Source organism: Geminicoccus sp., from assembly GCF_035556675.1.
Taxonomy (GTDB): domain Bacteria; phylum Pseudomonadota; class Alphaproteobacteria; order Geminicoccales; family Geminicoccaceae; genus Geminicoccus.
The window spans coordinates 1-20,660 of sequence record NZ_DATMFZ010000345.1 but is presented as its reverse complement, the minus strand read 5'-3'; the positions used below and the strand labels follow the sequence as shown (position 1 = coordinate 20,660).

Genomic DNA, 20,660 nt, shown 5'->3' with positions numbered 1-20,660 from the left:
GGCCCGGGTGCCACGCCGGCCGCCGCGATCGGCAGCGGGCCCAGCGCGGTATGGAGCCGCCCGCCGGGCGCGATCTCGGCCTCGACCAGGTTCATGGGCGGCGTGCCGATGAAGCTCGCGACGAAGCACGAGGCCGGCCGGCCATAGACCTCCAGCGGCGTGCCGGCCTGCTCGATCCTGCCGCCATTCATCACCACCAGGAGGTCGGCCATGGTCATGGCCTCGGTCTGGTCGTGGGTAACCAGCACCGAGGTGACGCCGAGCCGCTGGTGCAGCCGGCGCAGCTCCAGCCGCATCTGCACGCGCAAGGTGGCGTCCAGGTTGGAGAGCGGCTCGTCGAACAGGAACACCCGCGGCGCGCGGATCATCGCCCTGGCCATGGCGACGCGCTGGCGCTGCCCGCCCGAGAGCTGGCTAGGTTTGCGCTCCAGATAGTCGGCCAGGTCCACCGAGGCCGCGGTCGCCCGCACCCGCCGCTCCCGCTCCACTCTCGGCACGCCCGCCACCTCCAGCGGGTAGGCGATGTTGCGGGCCACGGTCATGTGCGGGTAGAGCGCATAGTTCTGGAACACCATGGCGCAGTGGCGCTCGCGCGGCTCCCTGTCGTTCATCCGCACGCCGCCGATGGCGAGCTCGCCCGAAGTGATCTCCTCCAAGCCCGCGATCATGCGCAGGAGCGTGGACTTCCCGCAGCCCGAGGGACCCAGGATCACCAGGAAGTTGCCGGCGGGTACCTGGAGGTCGACGCCCTTGACCACCTCGTTGCCGCCATAGGACTTGCGCACGCTGCTGAGCGTGATCTCGGCCATGATGTCCTTCCTCATTTCTCGGTCGCGACCAGGCCGCGGACGAACCAGCGCTGCATCAGCATGACGACCAGCAGCGGCGGGAGCATGACGATCAGGGTGCCCGCCATGGCGATGTTCCACTCGGGCTCGCTGAACATGGACGGGATGAGCTGGCGCAGCTGCATGACCGCGGTGCCGTAATTGGCGCGGTCGGTGGTCACCAGCAGCGGCCAGAGATACTGGTTCCAGGCATAGAGGAACATGATGGTGGCCAGCGCCGCCATGTTGGTGCGTGACAGGGGCAGGAGGATGTCGCGGAAGAAGCGCAAGGGGCCCGCCCCGTCCATGCGTGCGGCCTCCACCAGCTCGTCCGGGATGGTCAGGAAATACTGGCGGTAGAGGAACGTGCCGGTCGCGGTCGCGACCAGGGGCAGGACCAGGCCCGTATAGGAATTGAGCAGGTTCCATTCGAGCGCCAGCTCGACGCCGGTTGTGAGCTGCCAGAGCCGGGCGAGGCCCGTCACCTCCAGGATGGTCTGCAACGGCCCCAGCGCATTGGCCGCCACCGCGTAGGTCGGGACGATCCGGACCTCGAGCGGCAGCATCAGCGTCACGAAGATCGCCCAGAACGCCAGCATCCGGAACGGCCAGCGGAAGAACACGATCGCGAAGGCGGTGAGCGCCGCGATGAACACCTTGCCGCCGGCCACCAGCGTCGCGACCAGCAGGCTGTTGAACAGCTTCCAGCCGAGGTCGCCGCGCTGCCAGACGGAAGCCAGGTTCTCCAGGAGGTGGCTGCCCGGCAGGAGCGGCAAGGGCGAGCTGTTCACTTGCTGGAGGTCGAGGCTGGCCGCCACCACCACCAGCCAGAGCGGCACCAGGGCGATCACGAGGCCCAGCACCAGCACGGCCTGGGTCACGAGGTCGAGGACCGGGGTACGTTCGATCATTCGCCCCGCCTTCAGCTGTAGTGGATCCGGCGTTCCACGAAGCGGAACTGGATGAAGGTCAGGGCGATCACCAGGATCATCAGGATGATGCTCTGGGCGGCCGCACCCGAATAGTCGAGGCCTTTGAAGCCGTCGAAATAGATCTTGTAGACCAGCAGCTCGGTCGCCTTGTTCGGCCCGCCCTCGGTAGTCAGGTCGACGATGCCGAAACTGTCGACGAAGCTGTCGGTGAGGTTGACCACCAGCAGGAAGAAGATCGTGGGCGTCAAGAGCGGCAGCTGCAGGTCCCACATCCGGCGCAGCGGCCGGGCACCATCCATGGCGCCCGCCTCGATCACGCTCCTTGGGATCGACTGCAGCCCGGCCAGCAGGAACAGGAAGTTGTAGGCGACATACTTCCAGCTATAGGCGACGATGATCAGGAGCATCGCCTGCCAGCCGTTCACGACCGGGTTCCACAGGCCGGGAAAGCTGTGGTTGAGATAGGCGATCATCCCGGCTTCCGGCGACAGGAGGAAGCGGAAGGCCAGGCCGGCCGCCGGTGCCGCGATCGCGTAGGGCCAGATCAGCGCCCAGCGAAAGCCGGCATGGCCCTTGAGCCGCCGGTCGACCGCCAGCGCCAACAGCATGCCCAGCCCCATGGCCAGCAGGGTCGAGGCCAGGGCGAACACCACCGAGCGGCCGACCGAGTTCCAGTAGAGCGGGTCGCCGAAGATCGCCCGGAAATTGTCCAGGCCGACGAAGACGTTGCCGCCGCCCCAGGGCTGCTCCAGCGTGAACGCCCAGTAGAGCGCCGCCCCGGACGGCCAGTAGAAGAACAGCAGCACGAGCAGGAGTTGCGGGGCCGCCAGCGCCACGGCCAGCGGCGTGTTGCGGAACCAGGCGCGCTTGTCCACCGGATCGGGCACTCCGGAAATGTCGATGAGGAACGTGATCCTGTGCTATGCTGGCGGCTGGTGCCGCCAACAGCAGGAGGAGGTCCCGGGCATACGATACGCAGAAGTGAATTTGCGAAACGAACCCGAGACCTCCACCTTGCTCGAGGTCAGGGCAGGGTCTTGCCGGCGTAGGTCTTCTCGAAGCGGCGCAGGATCGCGTTGCCCCGCTCGACCGCCGCGTCCAGCCCCTCCTGCACGCCGGTGCTGCCGGCCAGGATGCCGGTCAGCGCGTCGCGGAACTCCTTGCGGATCTGCGGATAGCCGCCCAGCCGGATGCCGCGGCTGTTGGCGGTGGGCGGGGTGTAGGTCAGGGATTCGATGGCGACCTCGCGGCCCGCGAACGGCGGCTCGTCGTAGAAGCCCTTGTCCTGCATGTACTCGTAGCCGGAGTTGGTCACCGGGATGTAGCCGGTCACCGTCGACCACCACTCGGCCTGCTCCGGCTTGGCGAGGAAGGCGAAGAAGGCTGCGGCCGCCGCGTATTCCTCGTCCGAATGGCCGGCCAGCGCCCAGAGCGACGCCCCGCCCACGAACGAGTTCTTGCGCTCGGTGCCTTCCCAGACCGGCAGCAGCGCCACGCCCCAGTCGGTGCCGGGGGCGATGGTCTTGCCGACCGTGCCGTGGTCGGCGATCGACGACTGCATCATCATGCACTCGCCCTTCATGAAGGACTGCAGCCGCGCCTGGCCGTATTCCTTGAGCTGGAACAGGCCCTCGTCGGTCATCCGCTTGAAGAAGGCGACGTGGTCGACGAACCTGGTCCGGTTGACCACCAGCTCGGCATCCAGCCCGTCATAGCCGTTGTTCCTCGTCGCGATCGGCAGGTCGTGGACCGCGGAGAACTGCTCCATGAACTGCCAGGGGTCGACGTCATAGGCATAGGGGCAGGCATAGCCTGCTTCCTTCAGCGCCCGGGCGGCCGCCTCGACCTCCTCGTAGGTCTTGGGCGCCTCGGTGCGGCCAATCCTGGCGAAGGCATCCTTGTTCCAGTAGAGCACCGCCGTCGAGCTGTTGAACGGAAAGGAATACAGCTCGCCCTTCGAGATGGCGTAGTAGTCGGCAATGCCCTTGAAGTAGTCGTCCCAGATCACCTCGTAGCCGGCCCTGGACATCAGTTCCCCGGCGGGAACGAACGCGCCGGACAGCATCAGGTCGGCGGTGCCGCCGTCGAAGACCTGCAGGACGGTCGGCTGCTGGTCGGCACGGAACGCGGCGATCGCGTTCTGCAGGGCCGCCTCGTAGTCGCCCTGGCTGGTGCAGACCGCCTGGTACTGGTCCTGGCTCGCGTTGAAGGTCTGGCACATCTCCTGGATGCGCTCGCTGAGGTCGCCCGTCAGCCCGTACCAGAACTCGAACTTCACCGGCTCGGCGCTGGCGGCGCCGGCAGGCAGCAGCACGGCACCGGCCAGCGCCAGCCCGCGCAGCCTCTGCATCACGGTCATCGGTTCCTACCCTCGAAAGCAGCGCCGCGCGGGGGGCGCGGCGGGCATGAGGGGTAGTGCGATTCGGTGACGGCTTCGTCACCGCTCCGAGACGGAAGCTGTCACGAAGCTCCGGCGCGCGGGAGCGTGGCGGCGTCCTTGGCCAGCGCCTCGATCTCGGCCCAGTTGCCGGCTGCCACCAGGGCGGGCGGTGCCAGCCAGCTGCCGCCGACACAGACCACGTTCTTGAGCTTGAGGTAATCGCCGGCCTTGGCCCGGTCGATGCCGCCGGTCGGACAGAAGCGCAGGTCCGGCAGCGGCGAGGCGAGCGACGCGATCAGCTTGGCCCCGCCCACCGCCTCGGCCGGGAACAGCTTGAGCACGCTGAAGCCGGCCTCGGCCAGCGTCATCCCCTCCGACGGCGTGGCGATGCCCGGCAGCCAGGGCACGTCCGACTCCCGGGCCGCGGCGATCAGGGCAGGAGTGGCGCCCGGCGAGACCGCGAACCTTGCCCCGGCCTTCGCGGATGCATCGAGCTGGGCCGGCGTGCGCACCGTGCCGACCCCCACCACCGCCTCGGGCACCTCCGCGGCGATCGCCCGGATCACGTCCAGGGCGGCGGCGGTGCGCAGCGTCACCTCCAGCACGCGGATGCCGCCGGCCACCAGGGCGCGCGCGAGCGGCACGGCGGTCTCGACCTCCTCGACGATCAGCACCGGCACCACCGGGCCAAGCCGCAAGGTGGAGAGCAGCGCTTCGCGGCGGGAATCAGCATCCATGAGGCATCAACCGTGCAGGAGTTTCGCGGTGCAGCCGTACAGGGCCGGCGTGGCGGCGGTGATCCTACGCAGCGGCACACCGTCCAGGAAGGAGGACAGCCGGCCCTTGTCGCGGAACCGGGCCACGAACCGCGCCTCGTCCAGGAAGCCCAGCAGGTGGTCGGTCACGCCGCCGCCCAGATACACGCCGCCCCGCGCACCGAAGGTGAGCGCCACGTCGCCGGCGAAGATGGCGAGCTGGTCCAGGAACAGCCCGATCAGGTCGAGGGCGAACCGGTCGCCGCCCTCGGCGGCAGCCACGATCTCCCGGGGCTCCTGCCAGGGCGAGCGCCGGCCCTCGGCCTCTGCCAGGTCCTCGGCCAGCCGGACCAGGCCCGGTCCGCACAGCCAGTGCTCGGCCGAAACCCGCCCGCGCTTGCGATAGGCGACCTCGAGTGCCGGACGCAGCCGTGCGATGGCCGTGCCCAGTTCGATATGGCCGCCTTCGCCCGGCACCGCGATCCAGCGCACCCGCCCGGGAACGGCACCGGCCACGCCGAGACCGGTGCCCGGCCCCAGCACTGCCATGGGCTTGCCGGGCACGGCCTGGCCCGGTGGGCCGATCGGCACGCTGCCGTCCGCCGGCAGGTGCGGGCAGGCCAGCGCCAGCGCCTCGAAATCATTGAGGATGAGCAGCTCCTGCAGCTCCAGCCGGGCGCGCAGCACGTCGATGGAGAAGTCCCAGCCCCGGTTGGTCAGCCGGACCAGGTCGCCGGTGACCGGTCCGGCGATCGCGATGGCCGCGCGGTTCGGCCGAGGGCCGCCCATCTCCGCCAGGAACGCCGCGATCGCATCGCCCAGGCTCGGAAACTCGTCGTTCTTCAGCACGATCGGGTTGTCGGCCCGGGCGCCGTCCGCCGTCACCAGGGCGAAGCGCGCGTTCGTGCCGCCGACGTCACCGACCAGAAACAGATCGCTCAAGCCGCCATTCCGAAGGGTCCGCCCACCACGGCCGCGCCCTGGTCCGCCGGACCCACGGCGGCACGGAAGGGCGCGAACAGATCGCGCCCGATGCCGCTCTGGTAGCATGACAGGTCGGCGCCGGCAGGTGCCCGCGCCGCCAGCTCGGCCGCATCCACCAGGACTTCCAGCGTCCCGGCGACGGTATCGAGCCGGATCATGTCGCCATCCCGGATCTTCGCAATCGGTCCGCCATCGACGGCCTCAGGGGTGAGATGGATCCCGGCCGGGATCTTTCCAGATGCCCCCGACATGCGGCCGTCGGTGACCAGCGCCACCTGGAAGCCGCGGTCCTGCAGGATGCCCAGCGGCGGGGTCAGCTTGTGCAGCTCGGGCATGCCATTGGCCTTAGGACCCTGGAAGCGCACCACCACCACCACGTCCCGGTCGAGTTCGCCCGCCTTGAAGGCCGCCTGCACCTCGGCCTGGTCGTGGAACACCCGGGCCGGCGCCTCCACGATCCGCCGCTCCGGCTTTACCGCCGAGACCTTGCTGACCGCCCGGCCGAGATTGCCGGTGAGCAGCACCAGCCCGCCCTTGGCAGCGAACGGCTCGGCCACGGTGCGGATGATGCTCCGGTCGAGCGGCTGGCCGTCGCCCTCCGCCCAGGCCAGTCGCCCGTCCACCAGCCTGGGTTCCAGGGCATAGCGCGCGAGCCCGCCCTCGCCCGCCACTGTCTTGACGTCGGCGTGCAGCAGGCCGGCGCCCAGCAGCTCGCGGATCAGCACCGCCATGCCGCCCGCCGCATGGAACTGGTTCACGTCGGCCAGCCCGTTTGGATAGACCCGCGCCAGCAGCGGGGTCACCTCGGACAGTTCGGCCATGTCCTCCCAGGTGAGCTGGATGCCGGCCGCGCGCGCGATCGCGACCAGGTGGATCGTGTGGTTGGTCGAGCCGCCGGTGGCATGGAGGCCGACCACGCCGTTCACGATCGCCCGCTCGTCCACGACCTCGCCGATGGGCGTCCAGTCATTGCCGAGCGAAGTGATCTCGGTGATCCGCCTGGCCGCGGCCCTGGTCAGCGCGTCGCGCAGCTTCGTCCCGGGGTTGACGAAGGCGGCACCCGGCAGGTGCAGGCCCATCACCTCCATCATCATCTGGTTGGAGTTGGCGGTGCCGTAGAAGGTGCAGGTGCCGGGGCCATGATAGGATTTCATCTCGGAAGCCAGCAGCTCCCGCCGCCCGACCTTGCCCTCGGCATAGAGCTGGCGGACCTCCGACTTCTCCACGTTGGAGGCACCCGTGGTCATCGGCCCGGCCGGCACGAAGATCACCGGCAGGTGCCCGAACGCCAGCGACCCCATGAGCAGGCCCGGCACGATCTTGTCGCAGATGCCGAGCGCCAGGGCACCGTCGAACGTGTCGTGGGAAAGCGCGATCGCCGTCGAGAGCGCGATCGTGTCCCGGGAGAACAGGGACAGTTCCATCCCGGCGAAGCCCTGGGTGACCCCGTCGCACATGGCGGGCGTGCCGCCGGCGACCTGCGCCACCCCGCCGGCCTCGCGCACCGCCTGGCGGATCAGCTCCGGATAATGCTCGTAGGGCTGATGCGCGCTCAGCATGTCGTTGTAGGCGGTGACGATGCCGATCGACAGCGCGCCCTGGCCCTCCAGTTCCGCCTTGTCCGCCGGCCCGCAGGCAGCGAGCGCATGGGCGATGTTGGCGCAGCCCAGCTTGTGCCGGCGCGGCGCCCGCTCGCCCATCCGGCGCAGCTGGTCGAGATAGCGGCTGCGCACTGGCGCCGAACGCCGCTGGATCCGTTCGGTGACCGCCTCGACCGTAGGATGGAGGGTTGCTGCCATGCGGAGAATTCCTCGGATGGGATCTCAGCCTGCAGTATGGACCTGGGTCTGCGACAGCTTCAGGGCGGCCCGGATCGGCAGCGCCTCGACGGGCCCGGGCTCCATGGCGCGCGCCAGGGTGGCGAGCTTGCCGGCACCTTCCAGCGGCAGCAGTACCAGCCGCGCCCGCGCCACCACCGGCAGGGTGAGGGTGAGCCGCTCCCGGGTCGCAGCCGCGCTGTCCGCCAGCATCGGCATGACCAGCCGGAGGTTGTCCGGGTCGAGTGCTGCGGCCAGCCGGTCGCCGTCCGGGAACCAGGACGCGGTATGCCCGTCCTCGCCCATGCCGAGCACGACCGCGTCGAAGCTCTCGGGCAGGGCTGTCAGGGCCCGGTCCGCTGCCGCGGCCGCCGCGTCCAGGGAAGCCGCCGTACCACGCAGGCCGATGAAGCCGGCCGCCGCCGCTTCCCGCTGCAGCAGGTGGCGGCGCACCAGCGCCTCGTTGCTGTCGGGATGGTCGGCCGGCAGGAAGCGCTCGTCCACCAGCGTCACGGTCACCCGGTCCCAGGGCAGCGCCTGCGCGGCCAGCGCCTCGAAGATCGGGACGGGGCTCTTGCCGCCGGAGACCGCCAGCACCGCCCGGCCATTTGCCGTCACGCCTGCCAGCAGTGCCTGGGCGATCGCGGTCACCACCGCCTCGCGCAGTTCCTCCGGGCGCCCATGCTCGATCGGTCGGTTGCTCATGTGCCCGGCTCCACCCAGCGACGCCCGTCATGGACCATCAGCGCCACGGCGCTGGATGGCCCCCAGGAGCCGGCGCCATACTGCTCCGGTCCCTCGTCGGACTGGCGCCAGCCCTCCAGGATCGGCTCGCACCAGGTCCAGGCCGCCTCGACCTCGTCCTTGCGCATGAACAGGGTCTGGTTGCCGCGCACCACGTCCATCAGCAGGCGCTCATAGGCGTCGGGGTAGCGGACCTTGAAGGTCTCGCTGAAGCTCAGGTTGAGCGGCGTGTTCTTCAGCCGGATGCCGCCCGGCCCCGGATCCTTGTTCATCAGATAGAGCCGCACGCCCTCGTCCGGCTGGAGGCGGATCACCAGCCGGTTCGGCCGGACCTCGCCGGCATCGCGGGGGAAGATCGAGTGCGGGATCGGGCGCATCTGCACCACGATCTCCGAGGCGCGCTGCGCCAGCCGCTTGCCGGTGCGCAGGTAGAACGGCACGCCCGACCAGCGCCAGGTCTCGACCTCGGCCTTGATCGCCAGGAAGGTCTCGGTGTCGCTGTGCCGGCCGAGTTCGTCGAGATAGCCCGGCACCGCCTTGCCCTCGATCGCACCGGCCGAGTACTGGCCGCGCACCGTCACCTGGTCGACCCGGCCCGGCCGGATCGGCTTCAGCGCGTGCAGCACCTTCAGCTTCTCGTCGCGCACCGAATCGGCATCCATCGCGTTCGGCGGCTCCATCGCGATCAGGCAGAGGAGCTGGAGCATGTGGTTCTGGACCATGTCGCGCAGGGCGCCGCTATGGTCGTAATAGTCGGCCCGGTTGCCCACGCCCACCGTCTCGGCCACGGTGATCTGGACATGGTCGATCGCCGCCCGGTTCCAGATCGGCTCGAACAGCGCATTGGCAAAGCGCAGCGCCATCAGGTTCTGGACGGTCTCCTTGCCCAGATAATGGTCGATGCGGAAGATCTGCCGCTCCTCGAACACCGCACCCACTGCCTCGTTGACCGCGCGCGCCGAGGCCAGGTCCTTGCCGATCGGCTTCTCGATCACGACCCGGGTCTCCGGGGTCACCAGGCCCTCGCTGCCGATCTTGGCGCAGACCGGGCCGAACAGTTCCGGGGCCGTGGCGAGGTAGAACACCCTGACCCGCTCCGCGCTGTCGGCCAGCCACCTACCCAGCTCTGGCCAGCCCTTCGAGCCGGTGGCGTCCAGCGAGAGGAAGCTCAGCCGGCCCAGGAACTGCTCGACCTCGTCCGGCACCAGGTCGTCGGCGCGCACATGCTCGTGCAGCGCACCACGCACCTGGGAGCGGAAGTCCTCGTCGCTGAGCTCGCGGCGCGACAGACCGAGGATCCGGGCGTCCGCCGGCATCTGCCGGTCACGGAAGCGCTGGTAGAGGCCAGGCAGCAGCTTGCGCAGGGCCAGGTCACCCGTGCCGCCGAACACCACGAGATCGAAGGTCTGAACCGGAATGATCTGTGCTGTCACGTGTGATCGCTTTCCGTGGTGATCCGGAGAAGCCCTGGGACGTGGCGAATCGATCCGGCTCCGTCAATATCCCAGGGCCAATCCGGTGTTCATCCCACTCCTCGTGATTTCTAGCAATTCGCGCGCCAACGGCTCAGGCGCCAGGCATTGGCGACCACGCTCACCGAGGAGAGCGCCATGGCGGCCCCGGCGAGCACCGGCGTGAGCTGGCCGAATGCCGCCAGCGGGATCAGCAGCACGTTGTAGAGGAAGGCGAACACCAGGCCCTGGACGATCGTCCGGCGGGTGCGCCTGGCCACGGCCAGGGCCGCTGCGACCAGCAGCGGATCGGGACGCACCAGCGTCACCCCGGCACTCGCCATGGCGACGTCGGTGCCCGAGCCCATGGCGATGCCGAGATCGGCCGCGGCCAGCGCCGGCGCATCGTTGATGCCGTCGCCGACCATCGCCACCTGGGTGCCGCCGCGCCGGAGTTCCTGCACCGCCTGGACCTTGTCCGCTGGCAGGAGGCCGGCATGCACCTCCTCGATGCCGATCTCGGCCGCGATCGCCGTGGCTGCCGCCGGGTGGTCGCCGCTCAGCATGGCGACCCGCAGCCCCTGGCGGCGCAGAGCCGCCACCGCGGCCGCCGCTTCCGGCCGGGGCCGGTCGCCAAACGCCAGCACGGCCAGCGCATCCCCTTTGGGCAGGGCCACCAGCCAGGATACGCTCTGCCCGTTGGCGGCCGCCGCCGCTGCCCAGGCAGCCAGCTCCGCATCCTCGGCCCCGGCCTCGCGGGCGGCGCGCTCCGACAGGATCGCGAAGCGCTGGCCAGCCACCACCCCTTCCAGCCCGCGCCCGGGCAGGGAGCGAACCTCCGTCGCCACGGCCGGCACCAGGCCTCGCTCCTGTGCCGCCGCCCGGACGGCCCCGGCCAGCGGATGCTCGCTGCCCTGCTGCAGGCCGGCTGCCAGGGCCAGCAGGTGCTGTTCGTCCTGGCCTGCCGCCGTCGCCAGCCCCGCCAGCTCGGGCCGGCCCTCGGTCAGCGTGCCGGTCTTGTCGAAGGCCACGACGTCGATGGCGTGGGCGGCTTCCAGTGCTGCCGGATCGCGGATCAGGATGCCGGCCCGCGCTGCAGCACCGGTACCAGCCACGATCGCGACCGGCGTGGCTAGGCCCAGCGCGCAGGGGCAGGCGATCACCAGGACCGTGACCGCATGGATGATGGCAGGCTCGATGCCGGCGCCAGCGAGCCACCAGCCGAGCGCGGTCACCGCTGCGATCGCCAGGACTGCCGGGACGAACCAGGTGGAGATGCGGTCCACCAGGCGCTGCACGCTGGCCTTCTGCGCCTGGGCGTTCTCCACCATGCGGATGATCCGGGCCAGCACCGTCTCCGCACCAATGGCCGTGGTCACGACCTCCAGGGCGGCGTCCTGGTTGATCGTGCCGCCGATCACCTTCTGGCCGGGGCCGCGGACCACCGGCAGGCTTTCCCCGGTGACCATGGATTCGTCGAGATGGCCGCTGCCCTTTGCGATCTCGCCATCGACCGGCACCCGCTCGCCCGGCCGCACCAGCACCCGGTCACCCGTTGCCACGGCCGCAATCGGCAGCTCGGTCGGCTCGCCATCGATCAGCACCCGTGCGGTAGTCGGCCGCAATGCTGCCAGCGCGCGCAGGGCTGCCCCGGTCTGGCGGCGAGCGCGGCCCTCCAGCCACTTGCCGAGCAGGACCAGCGCCACCACCAGGGCGGCGGCCTCGAAATAGAGGGCATGCCCGCCATGGCCCACCACCAGCCAGTTCCACAGGCTGAGCCCGAACGCGGCGCTGGTGCCCAATGCCACCAGCAGGTCCATGTTGCCGGTGCCGGCGCGCAGGGCGGCCAAGCCTGCCCGGTAGAACCGGCCCCCCAGCCAGAACTGCACCGGGGCCGCCAGCAGGAACTGCAGCCAAGCCGGCAGCGCCAGCTCATAACCCAACGGCATGGCCGCCATCGGCAGGACCAGCGGCAAGGCCAGAGCCAGGGCCAGGGCCGCATACCAGCCCTCGCGCTGCGCCTGTGCCTCCCGGGCACGCTGCAGTTCGGCATCGGCCGCACCACCCGGATCGTCGGCCAGGACCGAGGCGCGATAGCCGGTGCGGGCGACTGCGGCCACCAGGCTGGATGGCGGCGCACCGCGCGTCTCCACGCGCGCCTTCTCCGTCGCCAGGTCGACGCTGGCCGAGACCACACCCGGCACCTGGCCCAGCGCCCGCTCCACCCGGCGTACGCAGGAGGCACAGGTCATGCCGTCGATCGCCAGATCGACGGCAACCCCGGGCTGCTCGGTCCGTTCGAGGGACATGGTGGCCATCAAGACGCTCCACTGGCTGGCGCGATCCTTCAGGTGGCCCTTCCAGCGGCGGGAAGGTCAAGGGGTGACGTGGCCGTTTCACACCGCTGCTTGACCTTCTCCTTGCTGGAACCACCAGATGGCGGCGCATCGACAGGAAGGAACTCGGGCGATGCGATTGAAGGTCGAAGGAATGAGCTGTGCCCACTGCGTCCGTGCGGTCACGGAGGCGGTGCGGCGGCTGGACCCGCAGGCGGAGGTGACGGTCTCGGTGGAGGAAGGCACGGTGGAAGTGAAGGGCATCGAGGATCGCGCGGCGGTGACGAGCGCGATCGAGGCCGCCGGCTATGAGGTGCGCGAAGGATGAGCGATTCTGTCCTGATCGCACCCTCGATCCTGGCCGCTGACTATGCGCGGCTGGGCGAGGAGGTGAAGGCGGTCGAGGCCGCCGGTGCGGACTGGCTGCATCTGGACGTCATGGACGGCCATTTCGTGCCCAATCTCAGCTTCGGCGCCGACGTGATCGCTGCCCTGCGCAGCCAGTCCAACCTGCTGTTCGATGCCCACCTGATGTGCGCGCCGGTCGACCAGTGGATCGCCCCGGTCGCCAAGGCCGGCGCCGACCGGATCACCGTCCATGCCGAGGCCGGGCCGCACCTGGACCGCTCGCTGGCGGCGATCCGGGCACTCGGCAAGGGGGCAGGGGTGGCGCTCAACCCGGCCACGCCCGTCTCCGTCCTGGAGCATGTCCTGGACCATCTGGACCTGATCCTGATCCTGAGCGTCAACCCGGGCTTCGGCGGGCAGAAGTTCATCTCCTATGCCACCGACAAGATCCGCCAGGCCAAGGCGCTGGCCGGCGGGCGGCCGATCCGGGTGCAGGTGGACGGCGGCATCGATGCCCAGACCGCGCCCAAGGCGATCGAGGCGGGGGCGGACGTGCTGGTGGCCGGCTCTGCGATCTTCCGGAACGGCGACTATGCGCAGGCGATCGCGTCGCTTCGCCCCGCTGCGTGACAGTACTCGCCGCGCCACGTGACGCCTGAGCGTCGCACCCAGGTCCACCATCCAGGAGGCCAGCCGTGGCCAACCTCCCGATCCCTGCCGGCAACCCGGTGCTGGACTATCTGGTCGACGCCTGGCAGCGGAACATCCTGTTCCTAGACACGCTGCGCGAGCGCAGCCTGGCCTATCGGGAGCACATGGCCTCGCCGGCGCCGGACGTGCTGCACTTCCGGCACGAGCCGGTGATGCACGGCCTGGAGCTGTCCCGGCCGGTCAATTATGATCTCTTGAGGATCCTGCCCGGCGAGGTGATACCGACTGATCCCTGCAAGCGGCCGATCATCGTGATCGACCCGCGCGCCGGCCACGGGCCCGGGATCGGCGGCTTCAAGCCGGACAGCGAGATCGGCGTGGCGCTGGCCAGCGGCCATCCCTGCTACTTCGTGAGCTTCACCACCGAACCGGTCGAGGGCCAGACGATCCTGGACGTGATCGACGCGCTCGGCAGCTTCCAGGACGAGGTGATCCGGCGCCATCCCGAGGCCCAGGGCCTGCCGCTCGCGATCGGCAACTGCCAGGCAGGCTGGGCACTGGCGATCGCGGCTGCCATCCGGCCGGACCGGTACGGGCCGCTCCTGCTGCCGGGCGCACCGCTCGCCTACTGGCAGGGCACGCATGGCGGCTCACCCATGCGCTATGCCGGCGGGATGCTGGGCGGGAGCTGGCTGACAGCGCTCACCGGCGATCTCGGTGCCGGCAGGTTCGACGGTGCGTGGCTGGTCGCGAACTTCGAGGCCATGAACCCGGCCAACACGCTCTGGACCAAGCAGTACAACGTCTGGGCGAACATCGACACCGAGCCGGAGCGCTATCTCGCGTTCGAGCGCTGGTGGGGCGGCCACGCCATCCTGGGTGCCCAGGAGATGCAGTGGATCACCGACGAGCTGTTCGTCGGCAACCGCCTGGTATCGGGCGAGCTGCGTGCCAATGACGGGACCCGGATCGACCTGCGCAACGTCAGGGGGCCGATCATCGTCTTCTGCTCGAAGGGCGACGACATCACCCCGCCGCCCCAGGCACTCGGCTGGATCCTGGAACTCTACCAGGACGCCGACGACATCCGCGCGCACGACCAGACCATCGTCTACAGCGTGCACGACGCGGTGGGCCATCTGGGCATCTTCGTGTCGGGCTCGGTGGCCCGCAAGGAGCACCAGGAGTTCACCTCCAACATCGACCTGATCGACGTGCTGCCGCCCGGCCTGTTCGAGGCGGTGCTGACCAAGGCCGGGCCGGACACGCCGAACGCCCAGCTCGTGGCCGGCGAGTGGGTGCTGCATTTCGAGCCGCGCGACCTGGACGACATCCGGGCGCTGGGCTGCAACGACCAAGCCGACGAGCGCCGCTTCGCCACGGTCGCCCGCCTGTCCGACATCAATCTCGGCCTCTACCGGACCTTCATGCAGCCCTGGGTGCGGGCACTGGCGACCCCGGAACTGGCCCTGGCCGCGCGCAGGTTGCACCCGGCCCGCCTGCCGTACGAGCTGTTCGGTCATGACGGCCCGGCGATGCGCATGCTGGAGGAGGTCGCCGAGGAAGTGCGCGCGCAGCGCCGGCCGGTATCTGACGACAACCCGTTCCGGCTCCTGCAGGAGCAGTTCTCCAAGGCCATGGTCACCATGCTCGACGCCTGGCGCGACCTGCGCGACGGCATGACCGAGCAGGCCTTCCTGGCCATCTACGGCCAGCCGATGCTGCAGGCCCTGGTGGGCCTGCGCGCGCGCGACGAGCCGCTCCGTCCGCCCCCGGGTGAAGAGCCCGAGCACCGTGCCTTCGTCGCTGCCCATGCTGCCGAGGTGCGCCGCGGGATCGGGACGGGCACGCCGGCGGATGCGCTGATCCGCGCGGTCGTCTGGCTGATCATGCCGGGCGGTCGAGTGGACGAGCGGACCTTCGCTGCCGTGCGCAACCTCAGGGCCGAGCATCCGGAATGCCACGCCGCCGGGCTCGACGCGTTCAAGGCCAGGGTGCGGCTGCAGACCGCCATCCTGCGCGAGGCCGGCGAGGAGGCGATCTCGGCCTTGCCGCAACTTGTGCCGGAGGATGCCCGCGGGGGCTTCCTGCCGCTGGTGCGGCATCTGGCCGAAGCCGCCGGGCCGCTGGTGCCCGAGGCGGAGCGGCGGCTGGAACGGATCGCGGCACTCCTGGCCGCCGAGCCGGTGCCAGCCCGGCCGCAGGCCGCCGCGAAGCCGCCATCACCACCGCCCGCGCGCAAGCGCGCCGCCCTGCCCAGGCGCCGCGCCGCCACCTCCCGCCCGCCCCGCAGCCGCAAGGGATCGACCTGAGATGACGGGCTCGCTGCTGGTCCTGAACACCGGCTCCTCCAGCATCAAGTTCCAGGTCTTCGCGCTGGGACGGGACGGACCGGAGCGGCGGCTGAAGGGCCTGCTCGACGGCATCCGGGTCCATCCGCACCTGGAGGTGAAGGACGAGGCGGGTACTGTCCTGCTCGACAAGGACCTCGGCGATCATGCCGAGAATGTCGGCGCTGCGGTCGAGCACGTGCTGACCTTCCTGCAGGACGCGCTCGACGATGGCGGCCTCGTCGCGATCGGGCATCGGGTCGTGCATGGCGGCCGGCGGTTCGAGGGGCCAGCGCGAATCACGGCGGAGACGCTGGCGGAGATCGAGGCCCTGGTGCCGCTGGCGCCGCTGCACCAGCCGAACAGCATTGCCCCCATCCGCACCATCCAGGCGCTCCGACCGGACCTGCCCCAGGTCGCCTGCTTCGACACGGTGTTCCATCGTGGCCATGCCGAGCTGGCCGACCGGTTCGCCATCCCCGAGGCGCTGGATCGCGAGGGGGTCCGCCGCTACGGCTTCCATGGCCTGTCCTACGCCTTCATCGCCGAGCGGCTGCGGGAGCTGGATCCCGAACTGGCCGGGGGGCGGGTGGTGGCGGCCCATCTCGGCAGCGGTGCCTCCTTGTGCGCGATCCAGGAGGGGCGCTCGATCGAGACCACCATGGGTTTCACCGCGCTGGACGGCCTGCCCATGGGCACGCGGCCCGGACGCCTCGATGCCGGCGTGATCCTCTATCTGATGCAGCAGGGCTGGGACGCGAAGAAGATCGAGCGGATGCTCTACCACGAATGCGGCCTGCTCGGCCTGTCCGGCGTGTCCAACGACGTGCGCGAGCTGAAGGCCAGCCAGGACCCGCGCGCTGGCTTCGCCCTGGACTATTTCGCCCACCGGATCGCCCAGGAGACGGCCTTGCTCGCTACCAGCATGGGCGGGATCGACGGCTTCGTGTTCACCGCCGGCATCGGCGAGCGCTCGGCCAGCATCCGCGCCAATGTGGCCAAGCGGCTGGCCTGGCTCGGCATGGCGCTTGACGACGAGGCCAACGGCGCCGACGCGCCGCTGATCTCCTCGACGGACAGCCGCATCGTGGTCCGCGTCATCCCGACCGACGAGGAGGCGATGATCGCCCGGCAGACCCTGAAAGTGCTGGACCTCGGCTGAGCCTCAAAGGGCCCGGCGGGCCAGCAGCGCCGTGCCGTAGGAGGCCTGCTCGCTGGCCGGCTCCAGCATCGGCACGCCCAGCAGGTTCTGCCGGATCCGGGTCCAGGCCTTGTTGGCCGCTCCGCCACCCACCGTGCGCACCGAACGCAGCTTCGGTGCGCCCAGCTCGGCCAGACGCCGGTACGCGCGGTGCTCCACCGAGGCGACCCCTTCCAGCAGTGCCTGGAAGAACCGCACATCCTCGGCCGGCCGCGGCTCGTGGCGGGATTCCATGGCGGGGTCGGCGATCGGGAAGCGCTCGCCCTTGCCGGCCAGCGGCCAGAAGTCCAGCCCGGTGGGGTGGTCCGGGTTCAGGCCCGGCTCCATCGCGCGCATCTGCTCGCTCGTGAAGAAGCGCAGGAGCGCAGCACCGCCGGTGTTGGACGCACCACCCGCCAGCCACATGCCGAGCAGGCGGTGGCTGTAGACGCCGGCCGCCGGGTCGAACACCGGCCGGTCGGACAGGAGCTTCAGGGTCAGCGTGGTGCCGAGAGCCGTGACCCCGTCGCCCGGCTGGTCGGCCCCGGTGGCGAGGAACGAGGCGCAGCCATCCGTGGTGCCGGCCACCACCACCGCACCCTTGGCAAAGCCCAGCTCCGGCAGGGCCGGGCCGACCACCTCACCGGGCTCCAGCACTTGCGGCAGGAGGCGGCGCGCGATCCCGAGCCCGTCCAGCCAGTCGGGCCAGGTCCGCGTGACCGGGTCCCAGCCGGTCTTGAGCGCGTTGTTGTCATCGGAAACGCCGAACCGGCCGGTCAGCCGGCCGACCACCCAGTCGGCCTGGTGCAATGCCATGGCCGCATCCGGATGACGTGCCTGCAGGTCGAGCAGGCGGGCGGCCGGCGAGGTGGCGCCGTGCGCGGCACTCTCGGCGGGTGCCAGCTCGCGGATCCGGGCGGCATGGGCAGCGCTGCCGGCATCGTCGTAGCGTCGGGCGAGAGAAAGCGGGGTGCCGTCGGCGGCGCAGAGCAGCAGGGTGCCCGACGTGCCGTCCACCGCGACCGCGGCCACCCGCTCCCTTGGGATTCCGGCGAGGCAGGTCTCCACCGCCGCCCACCAGTCCTCTGCCGCGGTCCGGATCATGCCGTCGGCCCGGTCGGGCTCCGGCAGGGCGGCCTTGGCCTCGGCGACCAGACGGCCGTCGCGGTCGACGGCCGAGGCGCGCACCCCGGAGCTGCCGATGTCGATGCCGAGTGCCAGCCGGTTCATGCCGCCTCCCGTTCGTCCTCGAGTGCCCCCGGCCTTTGGGCGAACCAGTCGCGGAACGCCTGCTGCTCGGAAGCACTCAGGTGCAGGTAATGCTTGGTGCGGCGGGTCAGGATGTCGTCCGCCGAACGCGCCCACTCGTTCGCCACCAGATAGTCGACCTCGCGCTCGTAGAGCTCGCCGCCGAAATGCCGGCCGAGGTCACCCATCCGCGTGGCACCCTCCAGCAGCCGGACCGACCGGGTGCCATAGCGCCGACCGTAATGGCGGGCGAGATTCTCCGGGAGCCAGGGGTGTGTCTTGCGGAAGCCGGCGAGCCACGCGTCGAAGTCGGCACCCGGCATGTCGCCGCCCGGCAGGGGCGCCCTGGCGGTCCAGTTGCCGGACCGCGTACCGAGATAGGGCTGCAGCTTGTCCAGCGCGTGCTCGGCGAGCTTGCGGTAGGTCGTGATCTTGCCGCCGAAGATCGACAGCAGCGGGGCGCGCGCCTGATCCGGGGCAGGAGGGTCGACGTCGAACACATAGTCGCGGGTGACCGCCGAGGCGTTCTTGGCGCTGTCGTCGTCATAGAGCGGGCGCACGCCGGAGAACTCGGCGACGATGTCGGCCTCGGTGAGCTTATGGCGGAAATAGCGGTTGAGCACCCGCAGGAGGTAGCTGCGCTCCTTCTCCTCGACCCGCACGTCCTCCGGCCGGCCCTCGACCGGGATGTCGGTGGTGCCGATCAAAGCGAGGTCGCCCTCGTACGGGTTCACGAAGATCACCCGCTTGTCGTCGTTCTGCAGGAGATAGGCCTGCGACCCCTGCCACCACTTCTTGAAGATCAGGTGGCTGCCCTTGACCAGGCGCACCCGGCGCGAGCTGTTCACGCCCGCGACGCTGCCCAGCACCCCCTCGATCCAGGGGCCCGCCGCGTTGATGATCGCGCGCGCCTTGACGCTGCGCGTCTCGCCGGTGGTCGTGTCGGTGAGCTCGACCTCCCACAGGCCCCCCTCGCGCCTGGCCGAGGTGGCGGGCGTGCGGGTCAGGATGACGGCACCCCGCTCCTTCGCGTCCAGCGCGTTCAGGACCACCAGCCGCGCGTCGTCCACCCAGCAGTCCGAGTACTCGAACCCGTTCGGATAGGCATCCACGATCGGCGCGCCCTCGGGGTCCTTCCTGAAGTCGAGCGAGCGGGTGCCCGGCAGCTTCGCCCGGCCGCCCAGATGGTCGTAGAGGAACAGGCCCAGCCGGATCAGCCAGCGCGGCCGCTGGTCCGGGCTGTGCGGCAGCACGAAGCGCATCGGCCAGACGATGTGCGGGGCGGCGTTCAGCACCACCTCGCGCTCGATCAGCGCCTCGCGGACCAGGCGGAACTCGTAATATTCCAGGTAGCGCAGCCCGCCATGGATCAGCTTGCCCGAGCGCGAGCTGGTCCCCTGGGCCAAATCGTCCTTCTCGCACATGACGACCGACAGGCCGCGCCCGGCCGCGTCGCGGGCGATGCCGGCACCATTGGCACCGCCGCCGATCACCAGCAGGTCGGCCGGGCCGGTCAGTTTGTCGAGTTCCGCGAGGCTCATGGTCGGCTCACTTGGTGGCGACGTTCAGCATCGGCTTGCCCTCGATCCAGCGCTGGACCTCGGCGGCGATCATCTGCGCGGCGATCTTCACCGTGGTGGTGGAAGCGCCGGCGATGTGCGGGGTGAGGGTGACGTTCGGGTGGCGCAAGAGCGGCAGGTCTGGCGGGCAGGGCTCGACCGCATGGGTCTCCAGCATGGCGCCGCGCAGATGGCCCGACTGCAGCGCCTCGTAGAGGTCGTCATAGTTCACCATCGGCCCGCGCGCCGTGTTGATGAACCAGGAGCCCTTCTTCATCTTGGCGAAGGTCGACCTGTTCATGAAGCCGGTGGTCTCCGGCGTCACCCGGGCATGCAGGCTCACCACGTCGGAGCGGCGCAAGAGCTCGTCCAGCTCGACCTGCTCCACGCCCGCGGCCCGGTCGGTCTCGTCCAGGGTCACGTAGGGATCGTTCACCAGGATCCGGCAGCCGAAGGGTTTCAGCAGCTTGGTGACCTTGGTGCCGATATGGCCGTAGCCGATCAGGCCCACGGTCAGCTCGGAAAGCTCCGGGCCGGTGAGGTCGGCGCGGTACAGGTCGCCCCGCCACTCGCCCTTGCTCAGCGAGACATGGCCCTTGGTGATCAGCCGGGTCTCGGCCAGGATCGCGCCGATCGTGAACTCGGCCACCGCGGTCGAATTGCGCCCGGGCGCGTTGACGACCGTGACGCCCGCATCCTTGGCCGCCTGCATGTCGATATTGACCGGTCCGCCGCGGCTGACCCCGATCAGCTTCAAGGGAGGTGCCATCACCTTCAGCATCGAGCGGGTGACCGGCGGCAGGTGGCAGACCAGGACCTCGGCACCCTTGACGAAGTTGGCAAGCTCGGCCGGATCGCCCTGCAGCTCCTTCAGCCCTTCCAGCTCGGTGCCCTTCTCGCCGTGGTAGGAGGGCTCGTCCGGCCAGGGCAGCTCCAGGCTGCGGATCTTCCACTCCACGCCCGGGATCTTGCGCAGATTCTCCTCGAACACCGAGGCGCGCATGAAATTGTCGCCGATGATGGCGGCTTCGATGGTCCGGGTCATGAACGCACTTTCGCAAGGTCGCGCCAGATGTCGCGCATCCGGCGGTGGGTCGACTGGTAGATGGGAAACAGAT

The 20,660-nt window shown here is 70.1% G+C and carries 17 protein-coding genes; 4 read left to right on the top strand and 13 right to left on the bottom strand.

Translation table 11 applies throughout. From position 1 onward, the window contains the following. The 10 genes from VNS22_RS24110 to VNS22_RS24065 all read right to left on the bottom strand — a co-directional run. Positions 1–809, bottom strand: an 809-nt coding sequence (locus tag VNS22_RS24110; RefSeq protein WP_325737046.1) for a sn-glycerol-3-phosphate ABC transporter ATP-binding protein UgpC, incomplete at its 3' end; no start/stop codon positions are given. A gap of 11 nt (positions 810–820) precedes the next feature. After that, positions 821–1,738, bottom strand: coding sequence for an ABC transporter permease subunit (locus VNS22_RS24105; protein WP_325737044.1), 918 nt, complete (start codon positions 1,736–1,738; stop codon positions 821–823). Between the two features lie 11 nt (positions 1,739–1,749). Next, positions 1,750–2,634: an ABC transporter permease subunit gene (locus VNS22_RS24100; RefSeq protein ID WP_325737042.1), complete on the bottom strand. Its 885-nt coding sequence runs from the start codon at positions 2,632–2,634 to the stop codon at positions 1,750–1,752. Between the two features lie 149 nt (positions 2,635–2,783). Beyond that, the gene (locus VNS22_RS24095) at positions 2,784–4,118 is read right to left on the bottom strand and encodes an extracellular solute-binding protein (protein ID WP_325737040.1); all 1,335 of its coding nucleotides are present in this window, start codon (positions 4,116–4,118) and stop codon (positions 2,784–2,786) included. Between the two features lie 101 nt (positions 4,119–4,219). Beyond that, positions 4,220–4,876, bottom strand: a complete 657-nt coding sequence (gene eda / locus VNS22_RS24090) for a bifunctional 4-hydroxy-2-oxoglutarate aldolase/2-dehydro-3-deoxy-phosphogluconate aldolase (RefSeq protein WP_325737038.1) — start codon at positions 4,874–4,876, stop codon at positions 4,220–4,222. A gap of 6 nt (positions 4,877–4,882) precedes the next feature. Beyond that, entirely contained in the window at positions 4,883–5,836 is a 954-nt protein-coding gene (locus VNS22_RS24085; RefSeq protein WP_325737036.1) for a glucokinase, read from the bottom strand. Then, positions 5,833–7,677, bottom strand: coding sequence for a phosphogluconate dehydratase (gene edd, locus VNS22_RS24080; RefSeq protein ID WP_325737034.1), 1,845 nt, complete (start codon positions 7,675–7,677; stop codon positions 5,833–5,835). The genes VNS22_RS24085 and edd overlap by 4 nt, the downstream gene beginning before the upstream one ends. A 24-nt stretch (positions 7,678–7,701) precedes the next feature. Then, entirely contained in the window at positions 7,702–8,400 is a 699-nt protein-coding gene (gene pgl / locus VNS22_RS24075; protein ID WP_325737032.1) for a 6-phosphogluconolactonase, read from the bottom strand. Continuing rightward, the gene (zwf, locus tag VNS22_RS24070; RefSeq protein WP_325737030.1) at positions 8,397–9,872 is read right to left on the bottom strand and encodes a glucose-6-phosphate dehydrogenase; all 1,476 of its coding nucleotides are present in this window, start codon (positions 9,870–9,872) and stop codon (positions 8,397–8,399) included. The genes pgl and zwf overlap by 4 nt, the downstream gene beginning before the upstream one ends. 110 nt (positions 9,873–9,982) lie before the next feature. After that, on the bottom strand, positions 9,983–12,208 hold the full coding sequence (locus VNS22_RS24065; protein WP_325737028.1) for a heavy metal translocating P-type ATPase: 2,226 nt from the start codon (positions 12,206–12,208) through the stop codon (positions 9,983–9,985). A 151-nt stretch (positions 12,209–12,359) separates the two neighbouring features. Between VNS22_RS24065 and VNS22_RS24060 the strand changes: the two genes are divergently transcribed. The 4 genes from VNS22_RS24060 to VNS22_RS24045 all read left to right on the top strand — a co-directional run bounded on the left by VNS22_RS24060 (position 12,360) and on the right by VNS22_RS24045 (position 16,717). After that, positions 12,360–12,554, top strand: a complete 195-nt coding sequence (locus VNS22_RS24060; protein ID WP_325737026.1) for a heavy-metal-associated domain-containing protein — start codon at positions 12,360–12,362, stop codon at positions 12,552–12,554. After that, a complete protein-coding gene (gene rpe, locus VNS22_RS24055) occupies positions 12,551–13,204 on the top strand; it encodes a ribulose-phosphate 3-epimerase (protein WP_325737024.1) in 654 nt (217 codons plus the stop codon). The genes VNS22_RS24060 and rpe overlap by 4 nt, the downstream gene beginning before the upstream one ends. Positions 13,205–13,269: 65 nt before the next feature. After that, positions 13,270–15,537 (top strand): DUF3141 domain-containing protein, encoded by a 2,268-nt coding sequence (locus tag VNS22_RS24050; RefSeq protein ID WP_325737022.1) that lies wholly within the window; start codon positions 13,270–13,272, stop codon positions 15,535–15,537. 1 nt (position 15,538) lies between these two features. Beyond that, positions 15,539–16,717, top strand: a complete 1,179-nt coding sequence (locus tag VNS22_RS24045; protein WP_325737020.1) for an acetate/propionate family kinase — start codon at positions 15,539–15,541, stop codon at positions 16,715–16,717. 3 nt (positions 16,718–16,720) lie between these two features. Here VNS22_RS24045 and VNS22_RS24040 read toward each other — a convergent pair whose 3' ends face one another. From VNS22_RS24040 to VNS22_RS24030, 3 genes are read right to left on the bottom strand one after another with little or no spacing between them, the layout of a single operon-like run. Then, on the bottom strand, positions 16,721–17,965 hold the full coding sequence (locus tag VNS22_RS24040) for an FGGY-family carbohydrate kinase (protein WP_325737018.1): 1,245 nt from the start codon (positions 17,963–17,965) through the stop codon (positions 16,721–16,723). Further along, on the bottom strand, positions 17,962–19,524 hold the full coding sequence (locus VNS22_RS24035; RefSeq protein WP_325737016.1) for a glycerol-3-phosphate dehydrogenase: 1,563 nt from the start codon (positions 19,522–19,524) through the stop codon (positions 17,962–17,964). The genes VNS22_RS24040 and VNS22_RS24035 overlap by 4 nt, the downstream gene beginning before the upstream one ends. A 7-nt stretch (positions 19,525–19,531) precedes the next feature. Then, positions 19,532–20,587 (bottom strand): 2-hydroxyacid dehydrogenase, encoded by a 1,056-nt coding sequence (locus tag VNS22_RS24030; RefSeq protein WP_325737014.1) that lies wholly within the window; start codon positions 20,585–20,587, stop codon positions 19,532–19,534. Positions 20,588–20,660: the final 73 nt, after the last annotated feature.